The following is a 26,062-nucleotide window of genomic DNA, read 5'->3' as shown; positions in this document are numbered from 1 at the left end:
CCTGCTTACCCATTCTCACTTCTTCATCGTCCACCACACGATGAATGCCAGCAATCCCGCCGCAATGGCAGCTTCCAGTATCAACCAGCCCAGTCCTTGGGTTTCCATTAAGCGCGATGCTCCCTTGATATACTCGACAGGTGTTTTCGATGTGAGCCATCTTCACCCGTGATGCCGTTACGCGCAAGTCCGTGGCTGTTCGTTCTGTTGCTGTCAGCCTGTGCGGTGTCCCCTCCCACGGCACCGCCGGTGCCCAGCCCCATTCCCCGTCCGGCACCGGAGCCGGCGCCGGTACCGGTACCGCCTGCAGCACCCATCCCTACGCCGTCCGCAACCTACCCCACGCTCAAACCGGCGAGCTGGTCGTCGGTCGGTCTGGGAAAGGACGAGCAGATCGGCGAAGCCTGGGTCGCCTTCCTGCGCAGTTGCGCCACGCTCGTCAAACAAAGCGGCTGGCAGGCGGTGTGCAGCGAAGCGATGTCCATGCCGCCGCCGGATGACAAGGCAGCGCGCGCCTTTTTCGAGCAGCGGTTCCAGCCCTACCAGGCCACGCAGGAAGACGGCAGCACCGACGGCATGATCACCGGCTACTACGAGCCCCTGCTGAAAGGCGACCGCGTGCGCACCGAACGTGCGCGCTATCCGCTCTATGCCGCGCCGGACGATCTCATCACGGTCGATCTGGCGAGCATCTATCCCGAACTGAAGAGCCTGCGCCTGCGCGGCCGCCTGGTCGGCAACAAGATCGTGCCCTATCTCACCCGCAAGGAAATCGAGCAGTCTTCTGCCAACGGCGACGGCTTCAAGGGCAAGCCCATCGCCTGGGCCGAGGATCCGGTCGACCTGTTCTTCCTGCAGATCCAGGGATCGGGGCGCATCGAACTTCCCGACGGTTCGCACATGCGGGTCGGCTATGCGGACCAGAACGGCTATCCCTATCTGTCGATCGGCAAACTGCTGGTCGAACGCGGCGAACTCAAGCTCGAACAGGCTTCGATGCAAGGCATCAAGGATTGGGGCGCGAAACACCCGGACAAGCTGCCCGAACTGCTTGCCAGCAACCCGAGCTTCGTCTTTTTCCGCGAACTGCCCGACGGCCTGCCCGGGCCGCTCGGTTCGCTCGGCGTTCCCCTGACCGGCGGCCGCTCGATTGCCGTCGATCCGAAGTTCATTCCGCTTGGTGCGCCGGTCTTCCTGGCCACCACCCGGCCCAATTCGACCCAGCCGATGAACCGGCTGGTGATGGCGCAGGACAGCGGCGGCGCGATCAAGGGCGGCGTGCGTGCCGATTTCTTCTGGGGCTTCGGCGACGAAGCCGGCGAACTCGCTGGCCGCATGAAACAGCGCGGCCGCATGTGGGTGCTGCTGCCCAAGGCCTTATCCGGCATCGTCCCGCGGTAGCGCCGAACCCCTCAAGCAATCCGCCGAGCGACTTTAGTGCAACAAATCCGACAACTCATCGGCATGTGTCTCTTCAATCGCCAAGATACCTTCCAGCATGGTACGTGTCGTCGGATCATGCTGGGCAAAATACCGCACCATCTCCCGATAGCTCTCGATCGCAATTCTTTCAGCCACGAGATTCTCGCGGATCATCACTTCAAGCGTATCGCAAGTCTTGTATTCGGCATGCGATAGCGTCGCAAGCCTGTCGGGGTTGAATTCTGGCGTACCGCCCAGTTGCACGATTCGCTTGGCGATCAGGTCGGCATGGGCCAATTCCTCGTTTGAGTGCACCAGGAATTCCTGTGCAATCGGCTCGGAATTGATCCCCTTCGCAACGAAGGCGTGCTGGCGATACCGCAGGGTGCAAACGAGCTCGGTGGCCAGCGCATCATTCAGTATTTTGACCGCGGCCTTCGCGTTCATGCCGTAGTCGTCGGTCACGGCGCCTTCCTCGATATGCTTGCGGGCCCTGGCCCTGAGTGTTTTNACATCCGACAGGAAACCTGCCGGATCGGACGTTTCGCCGGAGCGGTTCTGCCGGCCCGTCTGAGTGGATGCGCTGCGCATGGATGAACTCCTGTGGAAAGCGATAAGGACCGTCGACCCTTACATCTTGTTTTGAACGTCCTTCGCCGTATCCTGGACTTTTTCGCCGCCCCGTTCCATATCCTTGCCAGCCCCCGCCACGGTATTGCAGCCTGCCAGGACGACAAATACCGAAGACATTAAGAATGCAAAAGTGTTTTCATGGTGTGCTCCCGAAGTCAAGAAATAGGCTGTGGCCCTTGCAATCCGTGCCGGTCTGTCTTTTCGCCGGATTGTGAAAACATCATATGCTCCGATGACGGGGCGATTCTGTCGGATGGAACGGATTGACCTGTCGGATGATTCCTGCAATAAACAAAAGCTCATCCAGACCGCGAGCGAAGCCCAATCATGTCGAATACGCCTCTCCCCGCACAGTTGAATGAAGAGCCGCGATCCGACGATGGATTGCGACGCAGCACCCACCTCTATCTCGCAGTCGGCATGGCGCTTCTGATCGGCCTGTTGGTGGCGAGCTACATGCAAGCCTCGGCAGGGCTCGACGCCCTCAAAGAGTTCGGCTTGATGAATCAGCGAGCCGACCACCTGGACCGTTTGAGCCAGCTTCTGGTCGAGGCGCAATCCTCGGTTCGCGGCTATGCGCTCACGCGCGAACCGGCCTATTTCAACGCCTACAAGAGCGTCCGTCCAAAAATCCACGACACGTTGGAAATCATCAAGCGGGACGAGCAGGACGGTGCGCAGGCAGGCAGCGTCGAACAACTCATCAAACGGGCAGAGAACCTGGCGGCTCGCATGGAACTCACCGCCCGTCATGTGGAAGGCGGGATTGCGCTGGACACCAACTGGTTTGCCCAGGATTCGCTGGCGATGGATGCCTACCGGCAACAACAAGCCACGATGAAAGTCGCCCTGCTCACGAGAAATCTGCAGAACGTCAAACAATCCACCAACGGCTTCGAAAATGCCCGCCTCAGCGCGATAGTCCTTGCCGGCGCTTCGCTCCTGTTGCTGATGCTGGTCGTCTCGCAGCAGCAGAAGAAACAGGATCTACGGGAAAAAATCCATCGCATGTTGGCACAGGAAAACGAGCGGCTTGAATACGAAGTGCGTAGCCGCACCGAAGAACTGACCAATCTTGCCACCTACCTGACCACGGTACGGGAGACGGAAAAACTGGATCTGGCGCGCGAGATGCACGACGAGCTCGGCGCGCTACTGACCGCAGCCAAGCTCGACGCAGACTGGATCGAACGCAAACTTCCAGCCGACGCACAGGCGCTGGTAGCACAACGTCTGGTACGTCTTCGCCAGAGCCTGGCCAGCGGGATCACGCTCAAGCGCCGCATCACCAACAATCTGCGGCCCGCCCTGCTATACGACCTTGGACTCATCGAGGCGCTGAAGGCGCTTATCGAGGAATTTCGGCAGGGCGAGGAGAAGATCGACGTCGTCGTGGCTTTGCCGGAGTCCGAGCCCGAACTCTCCGAGGACGTCTCGCTGAGCCTGTTCCGCATCGTCCAGGAGGCGTTCACCAATATCCGAAAATATGCCCAAGCCCGCCATGTCAGGGTGTCGCTGCACGTGACCGCGGAAACCATCGAACTGGAAGTCGAGGACGACGGCGTCGGGTTCGACCCCGCTTCGCCCAAGCTCGCCCGGCATGGACTGGCTGGCATCAAGCACCGCGTTTTCACGCATGGAGGGCAACTCGACATCCGCTCCGCTCCGGATGCAGGCGTCACGATCCGGGTGACACTTCCAGCCTGAGGCGCAGGCGCCGGTCCGGTTCAGGGCAAGGATTGCTTCCGTGCTGCGGCTTCGTTGACGTAATCGATCAACTGGTTGATCTGCATGGACTTGTCGAAGAAGGCATCCATCCCGAAACGGTCGCAGCGCTGGCGCATGGTGGCGTGCGCGTAGTTGGTCAGCACCACCTTGTCCGGGGATCCGTACAAGCCGGAATCCGTCTGCAGCGCATCCAGCACGCCGATACCGCTGCCTTGTTTGAGTTCGATATCGATAATCACCAGGTCGACCGGTGTCTCGGCCAGGCGGCCCAGCGCCTCGGTTTCACCCTCCGCGCAACCGCAGAATTCGACTCCGTCGAGTTCACCCAGTATGCCGCCGAGCAGCTCCTGCAATAAAAGCGAATCCTCGATCAGAAAAACTTTCAACATGGAAGTATCGGAAAGCATGTGATGGGCACTCACCCGATAAGACGCCGCGTTATTGCGTAATGAGTCCGTGTCGTATTGCATAGGTTGCCAGTTCCGCGTTGCTGGTGACATTGAGCTTCTCGGTCAGCCGCGAACGATAGGTACTGATGGTCTTGACGCTGAGATGCAGCTGTTCGGCAATCTCGGACACGGATTCGCCGCGCACCAGCCGCAAAAANACCTGAAGCTCGCGATCCGAGAGAATTTCATGCGGTTCACCACTGCGCCCGCCGCTCATTTCATCTGCAAGCAATTCCGCAGTGCGCGGCGACACATAGCGGCGCCCAAGCGATACCGTACGAATCGCCTTCAACAATTCGGCCTGTTCGCAGTCCTTGCACAAATAACCGTTGGCGCCATTCTTGATCATGGCCAACGCATAGCTTTCCTCAGGGAAGCCGCTCAGAATCAGCACCTTGAGGTCGGGGTGGCGCTGTCGTACGGTACGCAACACATCCACCCCGCTCTTGCCTGGCAATGAAATATCAAGCAGCAGCACGTCGCATGGCGTGGTGCGCAAGTGAGCAAGCGCATCGTCGCCGTTCGCCGCCTCGAAACTGATGCTGATCGCGGAATCTTCATTCAGCAGTTCGCGAAATCCGGTTCGAACAATTTGGTGATCGTCCACGATGGCGACCTGGATCATGCCATGCTCCCGTTCTGCAGGACTTCCGCCGATCTGGGCCCAGCCATGTCAACGACCCGCATGAGATTGACCACGAAGGTGGCGAGCGCCATCACCAGAAACACGATAAACAGAATCTTGGCGATGCCGGCCGCACCGGCCGCCAGCCCTGAAAATCCGAACACGGCGGCGATGATGGCGATAATAAAAATACCAGTGCGTAATACAACATGAGCGTTCTCCTGATTTTTCCAGAACGTGAAATGGAAAGGGTGTAGCAGGACGGGGTTCCCGAAGTGGTTACTTGCCAGCTTAAGCCGGGTGCCAGGCTGTACCATCGGCCCCCACTGAAAGGCCTGTCAGATAACGCTGACACACCGGCGTAACCGACAGGCATGCTTACTTGATTGCCCGTGCCGCGAACACCCCCAGTAGCAGAAACACGACGAAAAGAACGACCGCGATGTAGAACAGGATCTTGGCCGCAGCGGCAGCACCCGCGGCAATGCCAGTGAACCCGAACAGGCCGGCAATCAGCGACACGATGAAAAATAACAGCGCCCATTTAAGCATGATGATCTCTCCTCACAGGGTATTGCGGTAAAAGCGCAGGCACAGCACCAGCGCACGACAAGCGCCTTCCGCAGGGAACGGGAAAAGCGCAAGAACAGTGATTCCGCACCGATCCGCCGTATCCCCGCTCCACGGAGGCGGAGAGGGAGCGTGATCGCGACAGAGTGAAACTCGGCAGCATCGACATGCGTTTTCCAGGTGATGTCGTTACGGCAATGGCTTCATCCTGAATCGGGGAATAGAAAGCGTCTGTCGGAGAACACCACGACGCATCCCGGCAAACGGTTCCTCCCCCTGTAAGCCTCGTCCGACACCATCCAGCCTCAGGCATGCCGTCGGATGTCGCCTACACGCGATCAAAGCATTGACGGACAAGGGGCCGCGGCATACGCCCATTCGAATCGCTCCGGTCCAGGCTTACGATCACTCCAGGCCTGCAATCAGATGCTGGCTCGCCTTTTTCTTTTCACGTTTATTAATTAAAGGAACGCTTCCATGGAACCGACAACCCTCAATCCCAAGACCCCGAATTCGCAGAACGACACCGGCAGCAATGCAGCCAAAGAGCACGTTAACCGCTCGCTCGACGAGGCAAAGGCGGGTGCCGCCGAAGCTGCCGCCCAAGGCAAGGAAATTTTCCGCAACAGCGCTGCGCAAGTCCGCGAAGCCCTCAGCCACACGACCGACCAGGCCGCCCAATATGTGCAGGCCCAGCCATTGAAGTCCCTGTTGATGGCGGCCGCGGCGGGCGCAGCGATCGCCATGCTCGCAGGGACGGTCGGCAAACGTCACGGGCATTCGTGATGGGCCTGCGCCATGGGAAGGGGCGCTGAAGGATGTGGCCGCCTCTGCTCAGGATCTTGCTGGACGAGCCGGCCCTCCTGGCCGAGCATGCTGCCGCCTATTCCGCGCTCATTCGGCAGGAAGCGATGCACTTGCAGGCGCGCCTGCTCCGGCGCCTGGGTTATTTGTTATTGCTGGGTGGGGGTGTCCTGCTCGCCGTGATGTTTGCAGGCATCGCCCTGATGCTGCATGCGGCTGACGAAGGCAGGTACTGGCTGCTGTGGACAGTACCCCTCATGCCCCTGGCCGTGGCCGCGTTCGGAGCGTGGCGCCTGCAGGGTGCCACGCCAGACTACCCGGCGTTTTCGCGCGTGCGCGCCCAGGTCGCGGACGACATGCAATTGGCTGGCTGGAAGAAACCGCAATGACGACGCCTGTACCCGGAATCCAAACGGATCATCCCACCGACCCCGAGGATCGGCTGGCGCTCAACCGCGTCATCCTGCGACAACGGCTCGCCCGTATGCAGGCGCATCGCGCTCCCGGCGCGCTGGGCGCGCTCGATCAACTTGCCCGAACCGCTCTCCCGCTGGCGCGCCGGATAGTGGCAGAAAACCCGTATGCCAGTCTCGGCGGGNGGATGCTGGCAGGCATGATACTGATGTACTGGAAACCCTGGCGCAGTTTGAGTGGATCGGTACTGGTCGGCCTGCTTGCGCGGCAAGCACTTGCCCTTGTGCCATCGCCCGGCGCGCATGCTTTCAACTGGTTGATGGCGGCAGCCCGCGCCGGGCGTAAGCCGATCCATCCCGCTCGCGCGAGCGGATCCGGAAAATGAAACATGCGGAGATTGAATTCATCCGCGGTCGGCCATGCCCGAATCCTGCTCTTTCCGGGCCTGCTTCAATGGTTGGCCCTATTCGCCATGGCCTCGCTTTCCGCCTGTGCCACGCTGCACCAGTCTCTGCCTGAGACGATGCATCCGATACCCGAGTCGGGGCCCGTGGTGTTTGAAAACGCGCACGGCCAGGTTTCAGCACAGAAAAGCAAGCAGATCATCGAGACCCTGGAAGACGCCTCAGGCGATGATGCCATCCTGAAAAGGCATCTCGCTGTCGAGGAGGCGCTGAACCAGGACAGTCCGCTGGTTCTGGGCAACAAGCTCAGCCTGCTGCAGGACGGACCTGCCACCTATGCCGCCATGTTTGCGGCCATCCGTGCCGCCAGGCATTCCATCAACCTGGAAACCTACATCTTCGATGACGGCAGGATCGGTACCCAATTTGCCAACCTGCTGCTGGCCAAACAGGCGTCGGGTGTTCAGGTCAACGTGATCTACGACAGCGTCGGCTGCCTGGATACCCCGGCGGAATTCTTCGATCGTCTGCGCGATGGCGGGATCCGGGTTCTCGAGTTCAACCCGATCAACCCGGCCAACGCACACAAGCGGAAATGGCGGCTCAACAACCGGGACCATCGCAAGCTGCTCGTGGTGGATGGCCGGATCGCCTTTCTGGGCGGAATCAATATCAGCGAATCGTATTCGAGCGGCTCGTTCTCCCGATCTTCCAAAAAGAAGCATGGCAAATCCCAGGTCGGTTGGCGCGACACGCAACTGCAGATCGAAGGTCCGGTCGTCGCCGAGCTCCAGAAAGATTTCATGGACACCTGGGCACGGCAAAAAGGCCCGCCGCTGCCCGAGAAACACTATTTCCCGAAACTCGTCACCGAGGGCGATGAAATCGTGCGGGCCATCGCCAGCGAATCGGACGAACCGGCCAGCCCGATCTATCTCACCCTGCTGTCCGCCATCGACCACGCGGAGCGTTTCGTCCATCTGACCAATGCCTATTTCGTACCGAATCCCCATCTGGTTCGCGCCTTGACCGGCGCGGCACGCCGCGGAGTGGACGTGCAACTCATCCTGCCCGGAAAAAGCGATTCCTGGCTGGTCTTCCAGGCCGGACGGTCGCATTACACCGAACTGCTGCGCGCCGGCGTCCGGATCTATGAACGCCGCGATACCGTCCTGCATGCCAAGACGGCGTCGATCGACGGTGTATGGGCGACGATCGGTTCGACCAATCTCGACTGGCGAAGCTATTTGCACAACGACGAAATCAATGCCGTGATTCTGGGCACCCATTTCTCACGTCAGATGGAAGCCATGTTCGACCGGGATCGGGCGGCTTCCACCCTGATCGAGCCCGCCCGCTGGCAACGCCGTTCTCCCCTGCAGCATATGGAGGAATGGGTCGCCCGGCGGTTCGAATACTGGCTGTAGCCCGCTTCCGCCAGTTCATTTCCGCCACCCTAGAAAGGAGCTTGTGATGAGTACATTGATCGTCGGCCGTTTCCAGCAGCTGACCAGCGCAGATTCCGCTGTACGCGATTTGGGGCGGGTCGGATTCCGTAAGCCCGAGATGTGTCTGGTATACGTCAACCCTCACGGCCAGCACGCCATCCACCCGGTGGGCGGCGATGTGGATGAATCGCCGGGTACGCACGAGGCCGGTTCCGGCGCGATGACGGGGCCGCCGGCGGGCTGGGGGCCGGTACGCTGGTCGGCGTGGCGACGCTTCCCGCGCTCGGACCCGTGGGTCCCTTGCTCGGGGCCGCAGTCGGCGCCTATGCCGGCGCCCTGGTGGGCGCGCTGAAAAACATGGACGAAAACGAGTCGCAGGAGCNCGGACAGTCCGCCGCCTCGCGAACCTGGCATGCTGCTGGCGGTTGCGGCCGATGCCCCAGCCCGGCGGGACAGCGCGATCGAGATCCTGAGCGAATATGCAGACGAGGTAGAAGAAATCGAGGGCACCTTGCGCGACGGCGACTGGGTGGATTTCGACCCGCTCCAGCCGGGCAAAACCATCGGGTAAGGCCCGCAACGCTCACGCAACCGTATTCCGGCATCGCGTGGGTGCGCTGCTGTCAGACATGTCCTACCGCATGCCTGACGCCAGACTGACTGCAGGCACCTCGGGGTTCCTCTATTCTGTCTACTCGGCCAACCAATGGGAGCCCCTCCATGCCACTGTCGTTCATCGTTGCCTGGATACCGGGATCAAGGATTCGCGTTCTGCCTCGCCATGCCCGCCCGCCCGCCCGAATCACGTCCCGGCTCGCAGGCGTCGTGTCGATTGCGTGGATGGCGACAGGCGCGTCACTGGCGCACGCCGATCGTCTTGCCGGCGCCACGCTCGCGCAGAAAGGCAACGGCGGCACCNCCGCCTGCATGACCTGCCATGGCGCCCAGGGAGAAGGTCAGGACACTTCAGGGTTTCCGCGGCTCGCAGGACAGAGCCAGGCCTATCTGCTGAAGCAGCTCCAGGCGTTTGCCAGTGGCGAGCGTAAAAATCCTGTCATGGCGCCGATCGCCCGTTCCCTCAGCGCCGCGCAGATGCGCGATGCCGCCGACTACTATGCCGGCCTCCCCGGCTGGAAGCAGNGGGGCGCGCCGCACACCCCGTCGGCTCAATACGCGCAGGGGCTGAGAATTGCCACGGAAGGCGACTGGACCAAGGAAATGCCCGCCTGTTTCGCCTGCCACGGCATCGCGGGCGAAGGCGTTCCACCGCATTTCCCCGCCCTCGCCGGCCAGCCCATGGCCTACACCCAGACCCAGCTGAACGCCTGGAGAGCGGCCCAGCGAACCAATGATCCGCTGGGCCTGATGCAGGCCGTCGCCGAGAAAATGAGCGACGCGGAAATCGCCGCCGTCAGCCGGTATCTCGAGAACCCGTCGCGCCCAGGGAAGGAGAAATGATGTCATTCAGAACCTGGTACGAAAGCCAGAAGCAGACGCGAAAATTCCATCCCGGCTGGATCGTGATGGCCGTCAGCGGAGTGCTCGTGGTGGCTGGCATCATCGCGATCCCGGCTACCCTCGTTGCCGAGACCGCTCCGCCGCCTGCGGCGGCCGCGCCACCAGCAGGTACCTCGGACCATGGCAAGGCGCCCGGCACGGACATGCCCAAAGTGATCGAGCAAACGCCCGACCCTGCCAGACTGCGCAACGCCAAGACCATCCAGGTCGATTTTTCGCCTCCGCCCGACGAGGCCATGCCCACCGGAGAATTCGGCCAAGCCGTCCGTTTGGGCAAGGCCATCTTCACCGACACCCAGACCTATGCGCGCCAATATGTCGGCAACAAGCTCAATTGCGTGAACTGTCATCTGGGTGCGGGCCGCAAGGCGGATTCGGCGCCCTTGTGGGCCGCGTATGGCATGTTTCCGGCCTATCGCGACAAGAACAAGCACGTCAACACCTATGAAGAGCGTCTCGCCGGATGCTTCCGCTTCAGCATGAACGGGAAAGCGCCGGCCCCCGACAGCAAGGAAATGGTGGCACTGGTCAGCTACAGCTACTGGCTGGCCAAGGGCGCGCCGCTCGGGGTCGAACTCAAGGGACGCGGCTATCCCCAGCTTCCAAAACCGCAGCAGAAGCCGGATGCGGCACGCGGGAAGCAGGTGTTCGAGGCCAACTGCGCCCTCTGTCATGGCGCCGACGGACAGGGAACGGAAATGAGCGGCCGCACCGTATTCCCGCCGCTGTGGNGGAAGAATTCATTCAACGGCGGCGCCGGCATGTCCAAGGTCAAGAATGCCGCCGCATTCGTCCACGCGAACATGCCGCTGGGAAAAGGCAACTCGCTGAGCGAGCAGGAAGCCTGGGATGTGGCCCAATACCTGGATAGCAAGCCGCGCCCGCCTGACCCGAGAAAAGGCAAATCCTCCTAGAGCATAAGGGATCGTCTGCCCTGCTTTGCCAAAACAGCGCGCCTGAACGTATACATCCGCCTGCCACTTCAGACCTGTTGCGGCGTGACCTATCGGGATTCGGCAAGCCCCGGATACCACCCTACGCTGGGAATAAATCATGAATCCCCGGGGCTTAAAGCCCGCCACTCGCGCTCCGACGTGTTTCTTTTTCACCGTACCGCTTCTTATTCGGGATTGTCTGACACGCAGTTGGGGGAAGGCGATTGTGTACAGGCGGAGCACCTCGTTTAATGCAAAGTACCTTGTCGGACAACTGTCTGGAGGTTCGTTTGTTCATCTCTTTTCCGGAGGAAAATATGGCTACCACCAAGCAGAAAGACGCGTGCGATNTTCTTGACGCCGACCACAAGGCCGTCAAGAAAATGTTTACCGAATACAGGGAATTGGCGGAGGCGCGCGGCAGTTCCAGGGAAAAGAAACGTCAGCTGGCGGAACAAATCTGCCGGGAACTGACCGTGCACACCCAGCTGGAGGACGAAATTTTCTACCCCGCTGTGCGCAAGGCGATCAAGGAAGATCTCATGATGGACGAAGCCGGCGTCGAGCACGCCAGCGCCAAGGAACTGATCGCCCAGATTCAGGCAATGACACCGGGCGACACGCTCTATGACGCCAAGGTGACGGTACTGGGCGAGTACATCGACCACCACGTCAAGGAAGAGCGCAATGAAATGTTTCCGAAGGCACGTGCGTCAAAAGTCGACCTGGTGAAAATGCGTGATGTCCTGCAAGCCCGCAAGGAAGAATTGATGGCGGATGCGGAGGCGCTGGCGGGCTAAGGCCGGTCGGCCCTGCTCAGCGAAAACCGGATCATCGCGAAAGCGATCCGGGGCGGCCTGAAAGGCGCCTCATCCGGCGCGTCGCTGAGCCGATTTTCGCCATGGCTTTCCTTACTGGCGCTGCTTCAACGGCTGACGCGAACCGCACTTCCAGCCCCNCACTGGCGGATCCGATGCAGGCGATACAACTGGTGGGTGATCTCCGCCCCGTAAAGCATGATCAGCGACACGTAATAGACCCACAGCAGGATCACCGCCAGCGAACCGGCCGCCCCGAACGTGCTCATGATCGCGCCCCGCCCCAGATAGAGCCCGATTCCCCACTTGCCCACCTCGAACAGCGCCGCGGATATCGCGGCGCCGGTCAGCAGAATCCGGCGTGGCAGCCGAACCGGTATGAGCAGGCGGTAGAGCAACAGTACCAGCGCGGTCATGGCGGCCAGCGACACCATGGCCTGTAACACGCCGGCAAGCTTTAGCCAGGTGCCGAAGCCCCGCGTCAGGTAACTGCCCAATGCAATGGTCGCGGTACTCGCCAGCAGCGAGACGATAAGCAGAAAACCGACGCCAATGATGATGGCCAGTCCGCGTAGGCGATCCATCAGCAGCACCGCCATCACGTGACGGTACTGCCGTTTCGCGTCGAAGATCCGTTCGAAGGCGGCGCTCATTTCAACGAACAGCCCCGTGGCGCCCATCAGCATGCCGGCAAGACCCAGCAGGACAGCGATACCGCCCTGGCCGGACAGATAGCTCGCTTCCAGCAATCTCTGCACCAGACTGGCGCCGGCGTGGCCCAGTAAGCCTTCCATCTGGGCGACGATCCGTCCCGCGACAGCGTCACGGCCAAANAACAGGCCTGAGATCGACACGGCGATGACGAGGATCGGCGACAGCGCGAAGACGGCGTAATAGGCCAGGGCTGCGCCATGTGTCGTCAGGTGGTGAGCCACCCAACTCCGGCCGGCGCGGATGGGAACCAGTAGATAACGGATCCGCCACCGACGACTCCGAGTGTTTTTCCGGTCATGCGTAGACGTCCATTTTCCATGCCTTGATTTTAGTGAAGCGCTATGTGAGTTTTCATCCCGCGAACGTACATGAAGCTGCAGCCAGGCTTTATCAGGATGCGCCCACAAGCACATGAGAAGCCTCCTACAACGGGCTCGGCGGCGGCTGGTGATGAGGGCGCGGATTTCTCCCTAACATACCGGCACGGTGTGCGAATCCGCGCAAAAGGACCGCGATGAGAAATAACCCGGGGCGTAAGCCTGACAAGCAACATGGCGACAAGGAAAATCTTGGATACGGGTGTGTTGTGCTTCGGTCGCGGAAAGCTGGATGAGCGCGCTCAACAACGGCAGCCGGTTCTCGCGGTTCGCCCAGACGGCAGCCCGTGTCATGGGAGGCNCCCGTGCTTTCATGCTTGCCCTGTGCGTGGTCGTTGTCTGGGGTCTGAGCGGGCCCCTCTTCGACTTCAACGACACCTGGCAACTCGTCATCAATACCGGCACCACCATCATTACGTTCCTGATGGTGTTCCTCATCCAGAACACGCAGAACCGTGACGCCGAAGCGATGCAGATCAAGCTCGATGAGCTGATTCGCGCGGCGCACGAAGCGCAAAATTCTCTGCTCGATCTGGAAGAGCTCGAGCCGGAGGATCTGGAACGCATCCGGGCTCGTTACACGGATCTGGCGAAGCAGGCCCGGCATGAATTGCGCAGCAAGCCCTACCCTGGTTCCCACCACGACGAGACGTAAGCCGTCTCTACTCAGACGGAGGCACGTTTGATGACGCTTATTCGTCCATCCCCTTCCAGATAGCATTGACTGACCTCCGGCAGCTCCCGTTCTCGGATACCGTGCTCACGCAGCTTCGCCATCAGTTCTTCTTCCCGAATCAGTTCGCGTTTCATGTTTTGCCTGAGCAGGCGACCGTTCTTGATCAAGAGCAGCGGAGCAGGACGAAGCAAGCGCTCGATGGAGGCAAACCGGTAACCGAGCCAGTCCAGAAAGAAATCCCAGAACGCGATCGTCGCCACCAGTACCAGTCCCTCGGTGATCGACTTGTACTCGCTGGCCATGGCGTTTTGTGAAGCATCGGCGACAAGCACCACGACCAGCAGATCGGAAATCCCCATTCCCCCNGTTTCGCGCCGCGAGACCCGCAGCATGAAAAAGAGGAAAAGATAAATCACCGTCCCACGAAGAATGATCTCCAGAAGCGGAACAGTGGGAACGAAAACCGAACGCCAATCCATGCCGTTGTTCCCTCACCTTCGCCATGACCGTGCCTGACTTAAACGTGGGCCGTGGGGATTGCCTTCACAGGCTGCGCACGACCCGATAGCTGCGTCCGCGGAGTTCGCTCACGGCCCGGTCGATCTGGGCTTGCGTCACGGGATGGATGACGACGGCCCAGCGGCCCTTGCGAATGGCCCGCCGCACGGACGCGATCACGAGGACATGATCGGGGCGCGCCGTCAACAAGCCGCCCACCAGAAGCCCCAACACCCCACCGAAGAAAACAAAGACCGCGAAGCTCATGCCAGCCGTACTCACGACGGCGGCATTGCCGGCCACGATGAAACCCAGATAAAGCAGGATGCCGGCTGCCACGCCCGCGGCGCCCGACACCAGGTGCGCTCTCACGAGCGTGCGCCAGATGCCCGCCTGCTCGGGTTCCAGCTTGCTGGAAAATGCGGGACTGCCCGTGGCATCTCCATCGGGCGGGCCCACCAGATTCACCTGGGCATCGTCGAGACCCGCCGTGCGTTTCACCTGCTGGGCGGCATCTTCCGCTCCGCTCCGATTCATGAAGAGACCCGCCACCTTGGTCAGCGATCGTTCGCCGAATATCACACGCTTGATTTTCATATCGCTCCTTTCCCGAATACCGATCCGACGGTGCGGCGAAACCTGCGAGGCTGCACTCGCCGATACAGAAATCCGCTGCCCCTATTTGGGGCGAGGGTTGCGCCCGACCGGCCGGTGCGACACCAATTGCCCTGCACGCAATGCAGTCACCGCATGCACGACCGCGCGGCCGACGTTGCCGGCTTCTTCCTGCACGGCTGCGTCCCGGTTCAGCGTGTCATGGCTGTCGGCATAGGGTTCGTAATAGCCGATATAGCGATCGAGGCGCGCCTGGGGACCGGCATCGATCAGCCCCATCCAGTCGAGCCAGTCGGACAGCGCGCGGCGCGAGCTTTCAATCCCGGCCACGTCGCCATGCACCAGCAGTCCATAAACCCGTCCCGCCAGATGCTTGGGATAGTCCCATCCAGCCATTTCCAGGTCCTTGGCCCGTGCCGGATCCTTGCCGGCCGTGCGCGTGGGATCGGGATTTCCNCCGTCCGCGCACACCAGCCGGTCGATCATCAATTTGAGCGGGCTTGGACTCTGGTACCAGTAAACCGGNGTGACGATGACGACGGCATGGGCAGCCGTCCAGCGCTCGTAGATCTCGGCCATCCAGTCGTTCGTCTGGTTCAGTCCATGGTTCGGATAGCAGGAACAAGGCCAGTGGCACAAGGGCATGGCGGTCGACACGCAGCCTTTGCACGGGTGGATGTGGCGGCCATATTCGGACGCCAGGAGACTGAGGTCGAGCACGCCGGCCTCCACCCCGTCCTGCATGACGGTTTCCCGAATGCGGCCGAGCAGGCGAAACGTCTTCGACATCTCGCCGGGGCAGGTCCCGTCGTTCCGGGCCGCACCGCACACCAGCAGGACGCGTGTGGGCGTCTCCGGGCAGCTCCATTTCTCCTGTGCCTGCAGCACGCGGCGCCGGGTAGCCAGCCATTCGCTCGACAGTTCGAAATCGGGGTTCTCGAAATCCGCACCGGCACGCTCGGTGCGGGGCGATTTCCTGCCGGTGATATACGCTTGCCAGGCGACTTCCTCGAGGCGTTCGAGTGCGTCGGCAACTGTCTCGTACAAGGGATCGGCATAGGCCATACGGAATCGCTGGCCGAAGGTCTGGCGATCCAGCATCGCTGGCGCCTGGCCTGTGCGGATCGTGATCATGGGGCGTCACGGTGCGGCAGCGCAACGGGAGGACACCGGCATCGAGTCGATCCCGTCTGCCTGCCGTTGCTAGCGAAACCGTCGATGGACGATCAATGGAACCAGTCGTCCTTGGCCTGGTTTTGCCATTCCTTGACCTGCTTCTCGGCGTCATCGCGGGTCACGCCATAGCGTTCCTGGATCTTTCCGGTCAGCTGCTCGCGACGGCCCTCGATGGCATCGAAATCGTCGTCGGTGAGCTTGCCCCACTGTTCCTTGAACTTGCCTTTCACCTGCTTCCAGTTGCCTTCGATAATGTCCCAATTCATGGTTCTCTCCTTTTCAACACGTACTACACAATCACGCGCCAGGGATCTGGCGCGCACCCACTGCTTACGGTTTGACGACGATGTCGTTCTTGACCGCCTTCACGTTCGGCACCTTGCGGGCAATCGATTCGGCCGTATCCCGTTCCGTCGCATTCTTGGCAAAGCCGGAGAGCTGGACGGTCCCGTTCAGCGTTTCAACCTTGATCGCCATGGCGCTGACCACGGGGCTTTCCGCAAACCGGGCCTTGACCTGGGTCGTGATCGTCGAATCGTCCACATACTGTCCGACGGTCGACTGCTCACGCGTCACCGCGCACCCTCCCATCGTCAAGGTGCTGACGGCGAGCATGGCTGCAAATAATTTGCTGGCATTCATGATGGTTTCCTTTTGCTGGTTAATGGATGCGGGGCCGATCGGGTCGACCACTGTTTCGGCCGATCCTCAGCCAATCAACCGGCTTCCGACTTGCATCCCGTGATATCAAATGCGGCGACGCCTGATCCTCCAGCCGATCAAACCCAGTCCGGCCAGCATCATGGCGCTGACCTGCGCCTCGGGAACGGGCGTCACCGCGGCCGTGGCCGCCGTCAAGCCTCCATATTTCTTGTCCACGTAGGCCAGTGAAGACGACCCGTTCGTCGATGCCACGAGAAGATTCTGGAACGACACATTCACCGTCCGGGTACCGGTCCACCCGGACAGATCCGTGGATGCGGACGCGGTCCATGGGTGTGTGTTGTCTCCCGTCTGATCCATGGCCGCATCGGGCGCAATGCTGGTCATCGTGTCCTTCGCAGGGTCGAGCACGTCGTAGACCCGTACCTGGCCTGCGACGTCAGCCGTACTGCCGCCGCCGAGCAACAGGTAATCGCCCCGTTCGGCAAGATCGATGCTCGAGAACGAATAACCGTTGTGGGCCGTCATCTGGATATTGGCGGTGTTGGCGGCAAGCGTATAACCCGCGCCGTTGGTCGACGCCGCCTGGAAATCCACCGGCGTGAAAGACAGGGTGTCGCCGCTCAGTACGGGCTGGCCAAACAGCCCCATCAGCGTATCGTCGAACGTGAAATCGACGCTATCGCCATTGAGGGTGAACGACGCGGCGAAAGCCACTCCGGAGAATGCCTGGACCAGCAAAAACNNACCTGCCGCCATCTGATTCATTCGCTTCATGTGTTGCTCCTTCCCGGTTGCCATGGAATCGAAATAGGAAGACCACTTCCCTCTTGTGCTTTCAAGTTCAAGAAAATCCGGATGGCCGTGTATGCCCTCCGCCGTGGTGTAGCTATCTGTCCGCTCAGGGAAATCCTCGCCACGGCCGTGGAGACCCGTACTGGATGGCAGGAGCCTTTCGCCAAGACCGACCCGGAGATGCGGTTGACGACAGCAGATAGCTACACGTCCACTCTAGGCAGGGTCCGTGGCTACAGGTATAAGAAGGAAGCGCTTCCGCATGTAGGAATGAAGGAAGCGCGTGTCGGATGACCTGGGTCGCTTGTGGATCACGGTGCAGGAAAGAAGGTATGCCGAGCGGACGGGCGCCTTAGCTCGCCATGAATTCGCCGACGGATTTGAATTCCTCGACGCGATCGCACACCGACTTGATGACCATCATGATCGGCATGCCGAGCAGGAGCCCCCACGCGCCCCACAACCATCCCCAGAACAACACACCGACGAAGACCACCACCGCATTCATGCGGCTGGCCCGGCCGGTGAGCCAGGGTGTGAGCAAATTTCCTTCCAGACCGTGGATGGTGAGCGAGATCGCAGCGATGGCCAGCGCCATGCCCAGGCTCTCGAATTGCAGAAACCCCACCAGCGCCGTCCCGCCGATGATGACGATCGCGCCCAGGTAGGGAACGAGGTTGAGAATGGCCGCTGCAATGCCCCACACGGCGGCATGTTCCAGGCCGATCCAGAGAAAGGCGAGCCAGCTCGTGATCCCGACAAGAACACTGGTGAAGACCTGGACCAGCAGATAACGCTGAATTTGGGCGCTGATCTCGTCCAGCATCTGGACGGTGATCTTCTTCCTGCTGAGGGTCGGGCCCGAGAGCTTGACGAGCTTGCGCCGGAACGTGTCGCCCGAAAGCATCAGGAAGTAGGCCAGAAACAACACCATCACGGCGAGACTCAGGAAGGACAGCACGCCGCGGGTGCCATTCCACAGATAGTCCCGAATATTGAACTTGGGCTGCTCGATCTGGACGCGGGTCACGCCGCGCGGCGCCGGCGACACCGCCACAGCCGTCTCGCTCGCAGCGTGTTCGATCTGATCCGCCGCTTTTTGTACATTTTCAATCGCCCCNTTGGAGCCGCGCCATTCCCGATTCAGGGTATGGCGAAATTTCTGCGCCGCCTCGGGCAGGGTTTCGATCATGCTCGCCGTTTCATCCTGCAGCGAATACGCCATGAAACCGCTGCCGCCCATGATCATGAGCAGCAACACCGCGGCCCCGACCGCGCGCGGCACATGCCATGTCTGCAACCGGTTGACCAGGGGNGAAAGCGCATAGCTGAGGATGATGCCCAGGACCAGCGGAATGAAGAAATCCTGGGCCCAGTCGAGAATGAACACACTCGCGAATACGGTCAGCAGGATAAGCGGAAGGCTGTGGATGTCGGCTGAAATCCGGGCGGGCCCCGGCGTTTCGACGGAACCGTTTTCTCCCGAACCTCGTGCAACATCGACGGGTGTTTCATGCGCATTGTCCATCTTGCCTCCGACAGGAATCGATGAATGAATTTATACGGCGTGATGGAAGATTCGGGGCGCTTAGCGATCGGCCGCCCGTACTTCCCCGATCAGGCGTCGGCACTCGCTGTCGGCGTTGCGTCCGGCATCGATCAGAGGGAGGAGCGCCAGCGCGGGGTTGACCGCTCCCAGCGCAAGCGCTCCGAGGCCGCGCATGGCCAGCTTGCCCTTGTCCAGGCTGGCCTGCGGATGGGCAAAGCTGCCTTGCACGTGGATGGGCGTACGCAATGCGACCAGACTGGGTTTTCGGCTTTTCGGCACCACGGTCAGGTCGAGGCGTTCCTGTCCGAGATCGATCCGACCGCTTCCGTCGATGCGGCTGACGTCCGTATCGAGGACCAGGATGTCGGGCTGCATGACGCCCTGCTTCACCGCGAAATCGGCGATTCCGCACCGGATCCGGACGGGCTCGTCGCCGGTGACTTTCAGTTGCAGCATTTCCAGCAGATGAAGGCTCATCGTTTCCATCAGGAGCTTGCTGACTTCACCGCCGTCAATCACCAACGAGGCCTGTCCGTTCGCGCTGCCGAGCATCGATGCGACAGTATCGCCCTGTCCTTTCAGATCGATGTTTCCATTGAACTCGCCGATGCTCGCCATCGAACGATCGAGGGTTGGAAACAGCTGGGCCAACTGGAGTGTGCGCGCCTGGAGTTTCGCCGCAGCCTGGATGGGCGATGCACGTCCATCCAGCGTCACGGCACCCGCCAGCGTTCCGCCTGCCACGTCGAACCGCAAGGGGTCCAGCCTCAGGCGCCCGTCCTGCAACCGCAAACGTGTCGACAATCGATGGAGCGGCAAGGCTGCGGGACGATCGATCGAGCCGGCCTCGAGGGTCACATCCGCGTCCATACGGTTCCAACGCTGGGTGCGAAATGCCTTGCCCGGCAGGATGCCGGTTGGCGCAGACTCAGCCCTCGCAGGCTTCTCGCCTGCCTGGCCCGCTCCGACGAGGGGACCCAGATCGGAAATGTCGAGGCGCGTCGAATCGAGACGGGCAACCAGCAGGGGGCGCCGGCCTCCCGTATCGATGCTGAGACTGCCGGCGATGTCGCTCCTGCCCATCTCGCCGGTGAATTTTTCGTAACGCCACTGGCGGGGACCATGCACCAGGCGACCGCGCGTCCGATAAGGCGGCGTATTCGGAAATACCACGCCGACCAAGGGATAGAGTTGCGCCAGGTTGGCGCCCCTGAGCACGATCTGGAGATCGACCGCGGACAGTTTGAGCAGATTGGTGATGCGGCCGTCTGCGCCGACCGCAGTCTGGCCGATCTTCCCGGACACATTCAGATGGTACGGCCGCGTTTCGTCGCGCAACGCCAGGATGGCGTCACCGGCGCCCTGGGCGGCAAGAGGCTCGCCCTTGTAGCGCCCCTGCACGGTGAACCTCAATGGCGCGGATGTCTTGTCCGACCCATGCGATGTCGTGATCCGCGCGCTCAGGCGCGTGCCCTGCGCAGGATCGTCATACTCGACGCGCCCGTCGCCGACCGCAAGATGCCGGATGGCGACGCGCGCCTGGCTGTCACGCTGACGGCGATCGAGCAGCCAATTCCTGCGCCCGTCCCGGCTCTTTTCGAAAGCGAGCGCGGCCTGATCGAGCTGCACCTGCGGAAACACGATCTGGCCGCGAAAGAGTGGAAAAATGGCGATATCGACCGTCGCATGGCGCACGTCGATCATGTTCGGCCGACTGGCCCAGGATGGATTGGAAAACGTCACATCGGACGCGTGAACCCGCACGACCGGCCATTGCAAGCCGATGTCGAGATCGCCGCCGATTCGCAGGGTGCGGTGGGTCTTGGCATGAACCGCATGGGCAATCGGCTCGCGCAGCGCGTTCCAGTTTGTCACATTCGCCACCACCACGAGCAGGATTGCCACGGTCACGAGCGGCAGGGCGACCGCCATCTTCGTGCGCGGCGTCATCGGACAAGCGGATCGGCTCCATTGAGCGGCGCACCTGGCAATGGGTGCGTATCCGTTCAGAACGCCGTTCCGAATCCCTTGTCTTGTTCCAGCCTAAGAGTCGGCAACCCTGCGAGCTCATGAATCGGCATGAGGACACCGCGCGTGTCCGGTACGGCATCGAACAGCTGGTATAGATATTTGCCACCCCCTTGAATTCGTATGCTTCTTCAAGAAAACGCATGTGTTCGTGCGCGGCGAGACAGTCGCGAGACCTGCAATCCTGTTTGTAGTGTTCGATCAGGGAATTAATCACGTCCAGGTGTTCGTCGGTAACGTCGAACTGGCGGGCGGCGGCGTTTTTCCGGACGGTTTTCTCGACCTCATCCCGTGTGAGGTGTCGGACGGCGTCGTAGATCGGGATTTCTCCGTCGTGGGTGATGCTTTCGCTGTTGTTCATGGGATTTCTTTCTTGTGTAATGGGTTCGTGTTCACGCGAGATTGTCGGCGGCGAACTTCCAGTTGATGAGTTTGTCGACGACGCCGGCCACATGGTCCTTGCGCCGGTTCTGGTAGTCGAGGTAATACGCGTGTTCCCATACGTCGATGGCGAGCAGGGGCCTCATGCCTGATGTCAGCGGCGTATCCGCATCCTCGGTCTTCATCACGCTGATTTTCTTGCCGTCCAGCACCAGCCAGGCCCATCCGGTTCCGAACTGGGTCACGGCGGCATGCACGAGTTCCTGCCGGCACGCCTCGACCGAACCGAAGGACACGTCGATCATCTGCTTGAGGATGGGCGGCGGATCGCCNCCGCCGTTTTGACAGAGGCTATCCCAGTAGAACGCATGGTTCCATGCCTGGGCCGCATTATTGAAAATCTCGGTTTTTCCGCCTGCGCCAGCCGCCAGAATCATGGCCTTGATCGGCATGGCCTGGAACTCGGTGTCGTCGATCGCCTTGTTGAGGGCATCGATATAGGTTTGATGATGCTTGCCATGATGGAACCTGAGCGTGTTCTCGGAAATGACCGGGCTCAACGCATCCATGGCATAAGGCAAGGCTGGCAGTTCGTAGGGAAANCTCATGTTCTCGAGCATGGCCGTACTGATGCCGCCGGCTGTCACCGAGGCCGTGGAAGGAAAGTCGTGTTGCGGTAGATTCATACAAGGGCTCCGTTCAAGGATTGAGTTAAATGGGCCGTTCCGGCGTTATGCCTGGATAAGCACGGCGCGCGACCAGACGCGTCCGTATTTGGCGGCGTCGATATAGGAAGCCACGCCTTCGCGCGCATCCATTTTCACGACGCCGTCGTCGATCGCGACCTCTGCCCGATCCAGAAGCGGCATCGCATCGGGTGTGTACCCGATGATTTTCAGATGCGCATAGGCATCGAGGATGAAATTCATCACTGCTGCCTTCTGCTTCATGGCATCGACGGCCGTCCCTGAAATCGCCAGCACGACCGTGTCGAACAGGACCGANGGAGCGGCTGCCACGGCATGGTGCGGGGTGAGCGTCTCGCCGGCGCTGGATGGGATTGGACCCACATGCAGGCCGATCACTTCCAGCACCGCACCTTCGGTCTCGGCCGCGGTCAGCAGGGCATCCAGAATGGCGGGGTCGTAGCCCTCGCTGACCAGAACGCCGATCTTCCGGCCCTCCAGTGTGGGCTTCGCTTTCGCCAACAGGCTGAGCGTCGGGGAAAGGCTCAGATCGATGGGNGTTGCAGCCGGAGCAATCGTGTCGGCCTGGCCTTCCATGCCCAGCGCACGCGCCACCCTGTCGCACAGTTCCGGATCGACATGGCGGAGATGGCCGAGTATCCGGCACCGTACTGCGACGGTTTCCACCTTACCGAGTTCGAAGGTGAAGGCGCAGACGATATGGTCCTGTTCCGGCGCTGTCATCGACCGATAGAACAGGCGCGCCTGGCTGTAATGGTCCTTGAAGGTCTCCGGACGCACACGCAGCTTGTCGCCGCCTTGCGTGGCAGGATGCGTGTCGAATCCGGCCGCTGGATTTTCTTTCGGCGATTCGGGCGCCAGACTGTTCGGCTCGTAGTTCACCCGTCCGTGGGGAACATCCGTCTGCATGACGGCATCGCGCTGAAAATTGTGCATCGGACAGCGCGGCCGATTGATCGGCAGCTGATGGAAATTGGGACCGCCAAGCCGCGACAGCTGGGTGTCGAGATAGGAAAACAGCCGACCCTGCAGCAGTGGATCGTCGCTGAAATCGATACCCGGAACAATATGCCCCGGATGGAAGGCGACCTGCTCGGTCTCGGCGAAAAANTTGTCGGGGTTGCGGTTCAGAACCATCTTTCCGATCGGCTGCAGCGGAATGCTTTCTTCCGGTATCAGCTTGGTCGGATCCAGCACGTCGAAGGGCAAGGACTCGGCGGTGGCCTCGTCGAATGCCTGTACGGACAGCTCCCATTCCGGGAAATCGCCACGCTCGATCGCCTCGTACAGGTCGCGCCGGTGGAAATCCGGGTCCGCNGCCGCAATTTTCACGGCTTCGTCCCACAGGACAGAAGCCGAACCAATGCGGGGACGCCAGTGGAACTTGACGAAAGTCGACTTCCCNTTCGCATTGACAAAGCGAAAGGTATGGATCCCGAACCCCTCCATCATGCGCAGCGAACGCGGGATCGCCCGATCGGACATGGCCCATAGAATCATGTGCATGCTCTCGGGCATGAGCGAAACGAAGTCCCAGAAGGTGTCGTGGGCAGTCGCGGCCTGGGGATAGCCCCGGTCCGGTTCCATTTTGGCGGCGTGAATCAGATCGGGAAATTTCATCGCATCCTGGATGAAGAACACCGGGATGTTGTTGCCCACCAGATCGAAATTGCCTTCCTGCGTATAGAACTTGACAGCAAACCCACGCACGTCGCGCGGCAGGTCGACCGACCCCGCCCCGCCGGCAACCGTGGAGAAACGGGCAAACACAGGGGTCTGCACATCCGGGTCGCACAGGAATGCCGCGCAGGTGAGATCGCCGAGATCGCGATAGGCCTGGAAATAGCCGTGCGCACCCGAGCCGCGCGCATGCACGATCCGCTCGGGGATGCGCTCATGGTCGAAGTGCGTGATCTTCTCGCGAAGGACAAAATCCTCGAGCAGCGTAGGCCCACGTTCGCCGGCAGTAAGCGAATTCTGATCGTCCGCAATTGCCACGCCCTGGTTGGTCGTGAGCGTATGATCGCGCTGGTCGGTCATCTGATGCAGTTCACCNCCGTTGCCCGTGTGCTCAAAGGAACGGCTGGAGATGTTGCTTTTCACAGGTGTTTGGGATGTATGCTTCGGCTTGGCCATGGACTCTCTCCTCTAGGCAATCTGGATTCGTCCGCACGAGACAGCGGGCGAGGATCGGGAAGCCGTCCGGCAGGGTACGGCGCCCAATCCATTGGCATGCACCGCGGGAACGGTGCATCGGGAGTCCACCTGCTACTGCATGTATTTCATTTTCGCCTCGCTGACGCAGGCATCCTTGGCGCTGCCAGACAGGCTGTCGCAACGCTCCTTGGCAGCCTTGTAATCGGCTTTCATCTTGTCTTCGTTGGCCTCGGCCTGACTCTTGGTCGCTTTCTCATTCGCCTTGGCCTGGGCCTTCGCGCCGACGTAGGCGGCCTTCGCATCCTTCATGCAGACGTCCTTCGCATTGCCGGACATTTTTTGCAATTGTCCTTGGCCACGTCGTAATTCCTTTCGGCCTGATCCTTGGCGGCATCGTGGCGGGCCTCGGCCCGATCCTCCATGACATCCTTCATGTCGGCGGCATACAGCGGGGCCATGAGGGAGAGCCCCAGGGCAATGAACATCGCGTTACGTAATTTCATTTCAGACTCCTTCATTGGATCGGTTGGTGAACAGGCCGGGCCATTCGGTGGCAGACAGCCTGTCGGCTGGCTCGGCATAAGCAGCACTCTAGGGTTCACGCTGAATGCTCACCATCCGCATTCGCCGAGAAAATTGTCAGTTTTCGTTCTCGACGATGTAGGCCGATACTGACGCCCTTGCCCACGCCCTGCAGAGGTGGGCACAGGCAGGGCAAGGCCGTGGCGCATGCGATATACGGCGCCACGACCTGCATACCCTGGCTAACTAGTTTTTCGTTAATACGAACCGGAACCGCTGGGGGAACCACTCGGGGAACCACTCGGGGAACCGCTCGGGGAACCGCTCGGGGAGCCGCTGGAGGAACCGCTCGGCGAACCGCTGGGAGAACCGCCGGGAGAACCGTATGGCGAACCACCAGGCGTACTCATTTGCGAGCCAGGCTGTCCGGATGAACCGCCGGTGGGGCCTTCCATGGGCGCACCGCCCGGCATGTCGGTCGCACGGCCGTCCTGATGGCGTTTCATGCCTGAGGCATTGCCGGACGACCGGGATGTGAGCTCGTCGCATTCTTCATGCACGTCGACTTGGCCTTGCCGGTCATGTCCTTGCATTTTTCCTCCGCTGCCTTTTTCATGCAGTTGGACTTGGACGCACCAGTCTTTTTGTTGCAGTTATCCAAGGCATCCTGGTAGTTTTTGTGCCCCGTCGGTCATGCCGGGGAGGTGCTGGACGGACTCTGTGGGTGGCCGCTCGAATCGGCGGCGTACAAAGGGGCGGCCCCAGAAACGGCAAAACCGAGCGCCAGGAAAATTGCGGGACTGAGCTTCATGGAAATCTCCTTCAATAATAAATGGGCTTGAACATGACCCAATCGAACGGGCACACCCCGGGCAGAAACTTGCGCCGTCGGCGTCACGCACGATTCGGTATGTCAACGTTAGGCGCTGCGCGGGGAAGGCGGTATCCGACACGGCCGAGAAAACTGTAAGCGCCCTTGCGCGACGAAGTAGGTCCGTACTGACCGGGGCTGAATGCCTTTTCCAACGGGTGGAGGCGTTGCAAGCGAGGGCAGCGTCACGCCGCCCCTTCAACCGGCTTCAGATCGCTGTCTTGCGGGCGGCGGCATGGCGGGCGCGTGTTTCTGCAGCCTTCTTCGCCGATGTGCTACGTTCCGCCGCGCTGCGCCCGGCCGTGGCGGCGCCGCCCTTTTGCCGCCCGTTCTGGCCGGCGACGGATCGACCTCCTTGCCTCGCCCCGAACCGCTTTTCTTGCCCCCTCCCGTCATTTTGTTGACGGTGGCCCAGGCACGCGCTTCGGCTTCGTCCTGCGGGACACCGCGTTCGCGATAGCTGTCTTCGATGTGCTCAGCCTGTCGTTTCTGCTTGTCGGTGTACTTCGATTTGCTTCCTCTTGGCATGAGGTTTCCTTCCTCTGCGTGATCACGCTGTAACGTC

At 61.0% G+C, this 26,062-nt stretch carries 30 protein-coding genes and 1 pseudogene; 11 read left to right on the top strand and 20 right to left on the bottom strand.

What is annotated here, in order from left to right; all coding sequences use genetic code 11:
* Window positions 1-171: 171 nt before the first annotated feature.
* Window positions 172-1,401 carry an MltA domain-containing protein gene (locus tag HZY77_RS15070; protein WP_296816501.1) on the top strand — a complete coding sequence of 410 codons (1,230 nt, stop codon included), beginning with the start codon at window positions 172-174 and terminating at the stop codon, window positions 1,399-1,401.
* A 33-nt stretch (window positions 1,402-1,434) separates the two neighbouring features.
* Here HZY77_RS15070 and HZY77_RS15065 read toward each other — a convergent pair whose 3' ends face one another.
* Both HZY77_RS15065 and HZY77_RS15060 read right to left on the bottom strand, forming a co-directional pair.
* Window positions 1,435-2,013 carry a ferritin-like domain-containing protein gene (locus HZY77_RS15065; RefSeq protein ID WP_296816498.1) on the bottom strand — a complete coding sequence of 193 codons (579 nt, stop codon included), beginning with the start codon at window positions 2,011-2,013 and terminating at the stop codon, window positions 1,435-1,437.
* A gap of 39 nt (window positions 2,014-2,052) precedes the next feature.
* Entirely contained in the window at window positions 2,053-2,172 is a 120-nt protein-coding gene (locus HZY77_RS15060; protein WP_245539255.1) for an entericidin A/B family lipoprotein, read from the bottom strand.
* A gap of 210 nt (window positions 2,173-2,382) precedes the next feature.
* On the opposite strand from HZY77_RS15060, the gene HZY77_RS15055 reads away from it, so the two are divergent.
* Window positions 2,383-3,762, top strand: coding sequence for an ATP-binding protein (locus tag HZY77_RS15055; protein ID WP_296816495.1), 1,380 nt, complete (start codon window positions 2,383-2,385; stop codon window positions 3,760-3,762).
* Between the two features lie 20 nt (window positions 3,763-3,782).
* On the opposite strand, the gene HZY77_RS15050 is transcribed toward HZY77_RS15055, so the two are convergent.
* The 4 genes and pseudogenes from HZY77_RS15050 to HZY77_RS15035 form a co-directional block, all read right to left on the bottom strand.
* Window positions 3,783-4,172 carry a response regulator gene (locus HZY77_RS15050; protein ID WP_296634244.1) on the bottom strand — a complete coding sequence of 130 codons (390 nt, stop codon included), beginning with the start codon at window positions 4,170-4,172 and terminating at the stop codon, window positions 3,783-3,785.
* A 49-nt stretch (window positions 4,173-4,221) separates the two neighbouring features.
* Window positions 4,222-4,857 (bottom strand): response regulator transcription factor, encoded by a 636-nt coding sequence (locus HZY77_RS15045; RefSeq protein ID WP_296655918.1) that lies wholly within the window; start codon window positions 4,855-4,857, stop codon window positions 4,222-4,224.
* 56 nt (window positions 4,858-4,913) lie between these two features.
* Window positions 4,914-5,068: pseudogene (locus HZY77_RS15040) on the bottom strand (DUF1328 family protein); the annotation flags it as partial.
* A 167-nt stretch (window positions 5,069-5,235) separates the two neighbouring features.
* Window positions 5,236-5,409, bottom strand: a complete 174-nt coding sequence (locus HZY77_RS15035; RefSeq protein ID WP_296634251.1) for a DUF1328 domain-containing protein — start codon at window positions 5,407-5,409, stop codon at window positions 5,236-5,238.
* Between the two features lie 495 nt (window positions 5,410-5,904).
* Between HZY77_RS15035 and HZY77_RS15030 the strand changes: the two genes are divergently transcribed.
* From HZY77_RS15030 to HZY77_RS14995, 8 genes are all read left to right on the top strand, one after another.
* Window positions 5,905-6,213 carry a hypothetical protein gene (locus HZY77_RS15030; RefSeq protein WP_296816493.1) on the top strand — a complete coding sequence of 103 codons (309 nt, stop codon included), beginning with the start codon at window positions 5,905-5,907 and terminating at the stop codon, window positions 6,211-6,213.
* 32 nt (window positions 6,214-6,245) lie between these two features.
* Window positions 6,246-6,620, top strand: a complete 375-nt coding sequence (locus tag HZY77_RS15025) for a hypothetical protein (RefSeq protein WP_296816490.1) — start codon at window positions 6,246-6,248, stop codon at window positions 6,618-6,620.
* 497 nt (window positions 6,621-7,117) lie between these two features.
* A complete protein-coding gene (locus HZY77_RS15020; RefSeq protein WP_296816488.1) occupies window positions 7,118-8,476 on the top strand; it encodes a phospholipase D-like domain-containing protein in 1,359 nt (452 codons plus the stop codon).
* 46 nt (window positions 8,477-8,522) lie between these two features.
* On the top strand, window positions 8,523-8,849 hold the full coding sequence (locus tag HZY77_RS15015) for a hypothetical protein (RefSeq protein WP_296816486.1): 327 nt from the start codon (window positions 8,523-8,525) through the stop codon (window positions 8,847-8,849).
* A 60-nt stretch (window positions 8,850-8,909) separates the two neighbouring features.
* Window positions 8,910-9,068, top strand: coding sequence for a hypothetical protein (locus tag HZY77_RS15010; RefSeq protein ID WP_296816482.1), 159 nt, complete (start codon window positions 8,910-8,912; stop codon window positions 9,066-9,068).
* A 149-nt stretch (window positions 9,069-9,217) separates the two neighbouring features.
* Entirely contained in the window at window positions 9,218-9,955 is a 738-nt protein-coding gene (locus HZY77_RS15005; protein WP_296816479.1) for a c-type cytochrome, read from the top strand.
* A complete protein-coding gene (locus HZY77_RS15000) occupies window positions 9,955-10,929 on the top strand; it encodes a c-type cytochrome (protein ID WP_296816475.1) in 975 nt (324 codons plus the stop codon). The genes HZY77_RS15005 and HZY77_RS15000 overlap by 1 nt, the downstream gene beginning before the upstream one ends.
* A 338-nt stretch (window positions 10,930-11,267) precedes the next feature.
* Window positions 11,268-11,750, top strand: a complete 483-nt coding sequence (locus HZY77_RS14995) for a hemerythrin domain-containing protein (protein ID WP_296816472.1) — start codon at window positions 11,268-11,270, stop codon at window positions 11,748-11,750.
* A 125-nt stretch (window positions 11,751-11,875) separates the two neighbouring features.
* Here the strand turns inward: HZY77_RS14995 and HZY77_RS14990 are convergent, their stop codons facing one another.
* Window positions 11,876-12,703 (bottom strand): YihY/virulence factor BrkB family protein, encoded by an 828-nt coding sequence (locus tag HZY77_RS14990; protein ID WP_296816469.1) that lies wholly within the window; start codon window positions 12,701-12,703, stop codon window positions 11,876-11,878.
* Window positions 12,704-13,091: 388 nt separating this feature from the next.
* On the opposite strand from HZY77_RS14990, the gene HZY77_RS14985 reads away from it, so the two are divergent.
* On the top strand, window positions 13,092-13,514 hold the full coding sequence (locus tag HZY77_RS14985) for a low affinity iron permease family protein (RefSeq protein ID WP_296816466.1): 423 nt from the start codon (window positions 13,092-13,094) through the stop codon (window positions 13,512-13,514).
* A gap of 11 nt (window positions 13,515-13,525) precedes the next feature.
* Here the strand turns inward: HZY77_RS14985 and HZY77_RS14980 are convergent, their stop codons facing one another.
* From HZY77_RS14980 to HZY77_RS14920, 13 genes are all read right to left on the bottom strand, one after another.
* Window positions 13,526-14,014: a YetF domain-containing protein gene (locus tag HZY77_RS14980; protein WP_296816464.1), complete on the bottom strand. Its 489-nt coding sequence runs from the start codon at window positions 14,012-14,014 to the stop codon at window positions 13,526-13,528.
* 64 nt (window positions 14,015-14,078) lie between these two features.
* Complete coding sequence (locus HZY77_RS14975) at window positions 14,079-14,630, bottom strand: hypothetical protein (RefSeq protein ID WP_296816461.1); 552 nt, start codon at window positions 14,628-14,630, stop codon at window positions 14,079-14,081.
* A gap of 81 nt (window positions 14,631-14,711) precedes the next feature.
* Complete coding sequence (locus tag HZY77_RS14970; protein ID WP_296816458.1) at window positions 14,712-15,782, bottom strand: flavodoxin family protein; 1,071 nt, start codon at window positions 15,780-15,782, stop codon at window positions 14,712-14,714.
* Window positions 15,783-15,874: 92 nt separating this feature from the next.
* Entirely contained in the window at window positions 15,875-16,090 is a 216-nt protein-coding gene (locus tag HZY77_RS14965; RefSeq protein ID WP_296655899.1) for a CsbD family protein, read from the bottom strand.
* A gap of 64 nt (window positions 16,091-16,154) precedes the next feature.
* Window positions 16,155-16,466, bottom strand: coding sequence for a BON domain-containing protein (locus HZY77_RS14960; protein WP_296655896.1), 312 nt, complete (start codon window positions 16,464-16,466; stop codon window positions 16,155-16,157).
* Between the two features lie 105 nt (window positions 16,467-16,571).
* On the bottom strand, window positions 16,572-17,264 hold the full coding sequence (locus HZY77_RS14955; RefSeq protein ID WP_296816452.1) for a PEP-CTERM sorting domain-containing protein: 693 nt from the start codon (window positions 17,262-17,264) through the stop codon (window positions 16,572-16,574).
* 370 nt (window positions 17,265-17,634) lie between these two features.
* A complete protein-coding gene (locus HZY77_RS14950; RefSeq protein WP_296816449.1) occupies window positions 17,635-18,810 on the bottom strand; it encodes an AI-2E family transporter in 1,176 nt (391 codons plus the stop codon).
* A gap of 60 nt (window positions 18,811-18,870) precedes the next feature.
* Window positions 18,871-20,781 carry an AsmA family protein gene (locus HZY77_RS14945; protein ID WP_296816446.1) on the bottom strand — a complete coding sequence of 637 codons (1,911 nt, stop codon included), beginning with the start codon at window positions 20,779-20,781 and terminating at the stop codon, window positions 18,871-18,873.
* 470 nt (window positions 20,782-21,251) lie between these two features.
* Window positions 21,252-21,926 (bottom strand): superoxide dismutase, encoded by a 675-nt coding sequence (locus HZY77_RS14940; RefSeq protein WP_363153895.1) that lies wholly within the window; start codon window positions 21,924-21,926, stop codon window positions 21,252-21,254.
* A gap of 45 nt (window positions 21,927-21,971) precedes the next feature.
* A complete protein-coding gene (locus HZY77_RS14935) occupies window positions 21,972-24,050 on the bottom strand; it encodes a catalase (protein WP_296816443.1) in 2,079 nt (692 codons plus the stop codon).
* Between the two features lie 165 nt (window positions 24,051-24,215).
* Window positions 24,216-24,413, bottom strand: a complete 198-nt coding sequence (locus tag HZY77_RS14930) for a hypothetical protein (RefSeq protein WP_296816440.1) — start codon at window positions 24,411-24,413, stop codon at window positions 24,216-24,218.
* Window positions 24,410-24,607: a hypothetical protein gene (locus tag HZY77_RS14925; RefSeq protein WP_296816437.1), complete on the bottom strand. Its 198-nt coding sequence runs from the start codon at window positions 24,605-24,607 to the stop codon at window positions 24,410-24,412. The genes HZY77_RS14930 and HZY77_RS14925 overlap by 4 nt, the downstream gene beginning before the upstream one ends.
* A gap of 1,088 nt (window positions 24,608-25,695) precedes the next feature.
* On the bottom strand, window positions 25,696-26,025 hold the full coding sequence (locus HZY77_RS14920; RefSeq protein WP_296816434.1) for a plasmid stabilization protein: 330 nt from the start codon (window positions 26,023-26,025) through the stop codon (window positions 25,696-25,698).
* Between the last annotated feature and the right edge of the window lie 37 nt (window positions 26,026-26,062).

It is taken from the genome of Thiobacillus sp., assembly GCF_013693775.1.
Classification (GTDB): Bacteria; Pseudomonadota; Gammaproteobacteria; order Burkholderiales; family Thiobacillaceae; genus Thiobacillus.
The sequence above is the reverse complement of the archived record's forward strand: the minus strand, read 5'-3'. Positions and strand labels throughout refer to the sequence as shown.

What these genes read in the sequence shown, in the direction of transcription:
- HZY77_RS15070 (WP_296816501.1), top strand. Translation starts at nt 172, where the DNA reads ATGCCGTTACGCGCAAGTCCGTGGCTGTTCGTTCTGTTGCTGTCAGCC.
- HZY77_RS15060 (WP_245539255.1), bottom strand. Translation starts at nt 2,172, where the DNA reads ATGTCTTCGGTATTTGTCGTCCTGGCAGGCTGCAATACCGTGGCGGGG.
- HZY77_RS15055 (WP_296816495.1), top strand. Translation starts at nt 2,383, where the DNA reads ATGTCGAATACGCCTCTCCCCGCACAGTTGAATGAAGAGCCGCGATCC.
- HZY77_RS15050 (WP_296634244.1), bottom strand. Translation starts at nt 4,172, where the DNA reads ATGTTGAAAGTTTTTCTGATCGAGGATTCGCTTTTATTGCAGGAGCTG.
- HZY77_RS15035 (WP_296634251.1), bottom strand. Translation starts at nt 5,409, where the DNA reads ATGCTTAAATGGGCGCTGTTATTTTTCATCGTGTCGCTGATTGCCGGC.
- HZY77_RS15030 (WP_296816493.1), top strand. Translation starts at nt 5,905, where the DNA reads ATGGAACCGACAACCCTCAATCCCAAGACCCCGAATTCGCAGAACGAC.
- HZY77_RS15025 (WP_296816490.1), top strand. Translation starts at nt 6,246, where the DNA reads ATGTGGCCGCCTCTGCTCAGGATCTTGCTGGACGAGCCGGCCCTCCTG.
- HZY77_RS15020 (WP_296816488.1), top strand. Translation starts at nt 7,118, where the DNA reads ATGGCCTCGCTTTCCGCCTGTGCCACGCTGCACCAGTCTCTGCCTGAG.
- HZY77_RS15015 (WP_296816486.1), top strand. Translation starts at nt 8,523, where the DNA reads ATGAGTACATTGATCGTCGGCCGTTTCCAGCAGCTGACCAGCGCAGAT.
- HZY77_RS15010 (WP_296816482.1), top strand. Translation starts at nt 8,910, where the DNA reads ATGCTGCTGGCGGTTGCGGCCGATGCCCCAGCCCGGCGGGACAGCGCG.
- HZY77_RS14975 (WP_296816461.1), bottom strand. Translation starts at nt 14,630, where the DNA reads ATGAAAATCAAGCGTGTGATATTCGGCGAACGATCGCTGACCAAGGTG.
- HZY77_RS14965 (WP_296655899.1), bottom strand. Translation starts at nt 16,090, where the DNA reads ATGAATTGGGACATTATCGAAGGCAACTGGAAGCAGGTGAAAGGCAAG.
- HZY77_RS14960 (WP_296655896.1), bottom strand. Translation starts at nt 16,466, where the DNA reads ATGAATGCCAGCAAATTATTTGCAGCCATGCTCGCCGTCAGCACCTTG.
- HZY77_RS14945 (WP_296816446.1), bottom strand. Translation starts at nt 20,781, where the DNA reads ATGACGCCGCGCACGAAGATGGCGGTCGCCCTGCCGCTCGTGACCGTG.
- HZY77_RS14930 (WP_296816440.1), bottom strand. Translation starts at nt 24,413, where the DNA reads ATGAAGGATGCGAAGGCCGCCTACGTCGGCGCGAAGGCCCAGGCCAAG.
- HZY77_RS14925 (WP_296816437.1), bottom strand. Translation starts at nt 24,607, where the DNA reads ATGAAATTACGTAACGCGATGTTCATTGCCCTGGGGCTCTCCCTCATG.
- HZY77_RS14920 (WP_296816434.1), bottom strand. Translation starts at nt 26,025, where the DNA reads ATGCCAAGAGGAAGCAAATCGAAGTACACCGACAAGCAGAAACGACAG.